Origin of the sequence: Arthrobacter sp. SO3, from assembly GCF_020532825.1 — a bacterium.
Classification (GTDB): Bacteria; Actinomycetota; Actinomycetes; order Actinomycetales; family Micrococcaceae; genus Arthrobacter.
Map to the genome: position 1 here is coordinate 10,637 of NZ_MQTS01000199.1, position 2,893 is coordinate 13,529.

Annotated in this window: 2 protein-coding genes and 1 pseudogene; 1 reads left to right on the forward strand and 2 read right to left on the reverse strand. The window is 66.5% G+C overall.

Going from position 1 to position 2,893, the window contains the following annotated elements; genetic code table 11:
* Both BJQ90_RS18685 and BJQ90_RS18690 read right to left on the reverse strand, forming a co-directional pair.
* Window positions 1–146, reverse strand: a pseudogene (locus BJQ90_RS18685) (electron transfer flavoprotein subunit beta); the annotation flags it as partial.
* Window positions 147–445: 299 nt separating this feature from the next.
* A complete protein-coding gene (locus BJQ90_RS18690; RefSeq protein ID WP_226761703.1) occupies window positions 446–2,092 on the reverse strand; it encodes a S1C family serine protease in 1,647 nt (548 codons plus the stop codon).
* A gap of 296 nt (window positions 2,093–2,388) precedes the next feature.
* On the opposite strand from BJQ90_RS18690, the gene BJQ90_RS18695 reads away from it, so the two are divergent.
* Window positions 2,389–2,893, forward strand: a 505-nt coding sequence (locus BJQ90_RS18695; RefSeq protein WP_226761704.1) for a TPM domain-containing protein, incomplete at its 3' end; no start/stop codon positions are given.

Sequence of the window (2,893 nt, forward strand, 5' to 3'; positions counted from 1 at the left end):
TCGATCAGCTGGAGGGCGGCTTCCAGGGCGTATTCATCCAGTTCGGACAGGATGCTCTCGGAGCGGTCCGTTGTGTTGCCCTCGCCGGTGAGGTGTCGGTCGAACTGAGCGTCAGGGACGTGCTTGACCAGCACGATGATCTTCAATTTCTCTTCCACTGTGTTTACAGCAGCCTTCCATGCGGGTGGACAGCCAGCCGGGTGGGGTCGTGGCCACGGGAACACCCGGGTGCCGGGTTTCTCCTAGCTAACCATATCGGGGGGCGCCGCTGCCGCTTGGGTTAAGGCCTGTGTCCGTGCACGTGCCCCGCACAGCAGGCGCACGGCACGCGCGTGCTGTGCACGCAGGCGCACGGCACGCGTACGGCGGGCCCCCGGTACAGGGAAGGCCGGACGGCACCTGAGGGTGCTGCCCGGCCTTCCCGTGGCATCGCTGCAGGCTGCGGCTACTGTTCGGCGGCCGCGCCGAGGGTCACGTCGAGCTGCTGTTCCTTGCCGTTGCGGAGGACGGTGACCTTGACCGAAGCCCCGGCGGGCTGCTCGCGCACGGCGGCAGTCAGCTGGTTCGGATCACTAATGGCGAGATCCTGGAACTTCGTCACGACGTCGCCGACCTTGATGCCGGCCTTGTCGGCGGCGGAGCCGGCCTCAACAGTGGCGACCTCTGCCCCGACGGAGAAACCGGAGGCCGAGGAAGTCGCGCTCTTCTGCTTCACGCTCACGCCGAACTGGCCGTGCGTGGCCTTGCCGTTGCTGATGATCTCCTGGGCGACGCGCTTGGCGTGGTTGATGGGGATGCTGAAGCCAACGCCGATGTTGCCGCTGCCCGCGGAGTCACCGCCGGCGGAGGCGATCGCGACGTTCACGCCAATGATCTCGCCCTTGGTGTTGACCAGCGCGCCACCCGAGTTGCCCGGGTTGATGGCGGCATCTGTCTGGATCACATTGATCGAGATGCTCCCCTGGTTGGTGGTGCTCTGGCCCTGCCCGCCGTCCGGCGGTGCGAACTGGAAGCCCTGGCCGCCGCCCTGCGAGTTGTCCTCGCTCTGCTTGGGAGCTGCCGAGGAGGCAACACTGATGGTGCGGTTTAGCGTTGACACGATGCCGTCGGTCACGGTCCCTGTGAGGCCCAGGGGCGAACCGATCGCGACGGCGGTGTCGCCGACGTTCAGCTTGCCGGAGTCGCCCAGGACTGCCGGGACCAGCCCGGTGGCATTTTGGATCTGCACTACCGCGAGGTCGGAGAGCGGGTCCGTGCCGACGATCTTGGCACTGTAGACCTTGCCGTCACTCATGCGGACTTCGATCGCCGCATTGGCCGCCGTGCCGTCGAGGGTGACGACGTGGGTGTTGGTGAGGACATGTCCTTCACCGTCCAGGATGATGCCGGAGCCGGTGCCTCCCTCGCTGCCGCTCGTAGCCTTGATGGTCACTACGCTGGGAGTGGCCTTCACCGCCGCCGCGGTGATGGCATTCACGTCATCCCTGTTGTTCACGATCACGGGGCCGGCCTGGCTGCTGCTGCTGGCTCCCGTGGATGTGAGGGCCCGTCCCCCCAGAAGCTGAGTGGTTCCCGCAACCACGCCGCCGCCGACCAGACCGGCGGCTAGGATGCTCGCCACCAGGGTGGGGACACCGAAGGCTGCCTTCCGTTTGGGGGCGTGGGCCGGGTTGGCTGCATACGGCGAGCCGGGCGGATTGCCGCCATAGCCGCCGTGCTGCGGCTGGCTGTAGTGGGCCGGGTCGTGCTGGCCGGGCGCCTGCTGGTTGTGTGCCTGCTGCGCGCCAAAGCCCGGGTTGCCTGCGGCCTGGCCGTAGCCGGTGTTGTGCTGCTGGGTGGGCTGGCCCGGGGCGTGCCCCTGCGGGGCCCCGTACTGCTGCGTCGGCGCTGCCGGGGGACGTCCGTAGGACGGCTGACGCGCGGGGTAGACGGGCTGCGGGGCATTGTCCGCGGCCGGGTCCAGCCGGAGGGTGGGATTATCGTGCGCTGAGTCCGGCGCGGGGGCAGCCTGCGGGTGCGCTGAAGTGCCCTCGTTCGGCGTGGCCGGCTCCCGGTTCTCTGGTGACGCGCCCTGCGCTGGGTTCTCAGTCATAAGACTTCCTTTCATCCTCGTCTGCATTAACTATGGACGCTCTCACTGATACTAGAGCGCACGTTTGCTGGGAGGTTGCTGAACGCCGGAAAGTCCGGCAGCCGGCGGTCCCGTCACCGGTCCAGCGCTTTTCGCTGGTGGCATATTCCCCTCTGTGGACGGTCACTTGGGTGCACCATAGAATCAAATGGAATTGCCACAGCGACCTGCGGCTTTACATCTGCGTGGGGGCGCTGCTGCATTCTGTGACGACCGGTTCGGCCCGAACTGGTCGCAGAAGTGCTGAAGGGTTGCACATGCGGTCTACCTATAAACGTCTCCTCGCCATCCTTGGCGTCGCCGGGCTGCTGGCGCTTCCCGCCGCTCCGGCCCTCGCCGAAGATCCGGTGACCATACCGTCCGGCCAGAACATCGTGGACAGCGGCAACGTGCTCGGAAACCGCAAGGGGGAAGTCCAGGACGCCATCCAGAAGCTCCTCAAGGATCACAAGTACAACCTCTATGTGATCACGGCAAAGACCTTTGAGAACCCTACGGACCCTAAAGCCTGGGCCCAGGCCGTAGCCACCACCAAGGGCATGGGCAAAGCCGATGTCATCCTCACGATGTCCGACGACGGCAAGTACTACTTCGCCCCGTACTCCACCAGCGCCATTGCGTCAAAGACGAGCAACATCACCCAGAACGCCATCGTGCCCAACCTGGCCGGCGGGAAACGGGACTTTGCCCAGGCGGCCATTGACACGGCCACCGCGGTCGGGGACGCCGCCGGCGGGGGCAGCGGCGCGGTCTCCTCGGGAG

What these genes read in the sequence shown, in the direction of transcription:
- BJQ90_RS18690 (WP_226761703.1), bottom strand. Translation starts at nt 2,092, where the DNA reads ATGACTGAGAACCCAGCGCAGGGCGCGTCACCAGAGAACCGGGAGCCG.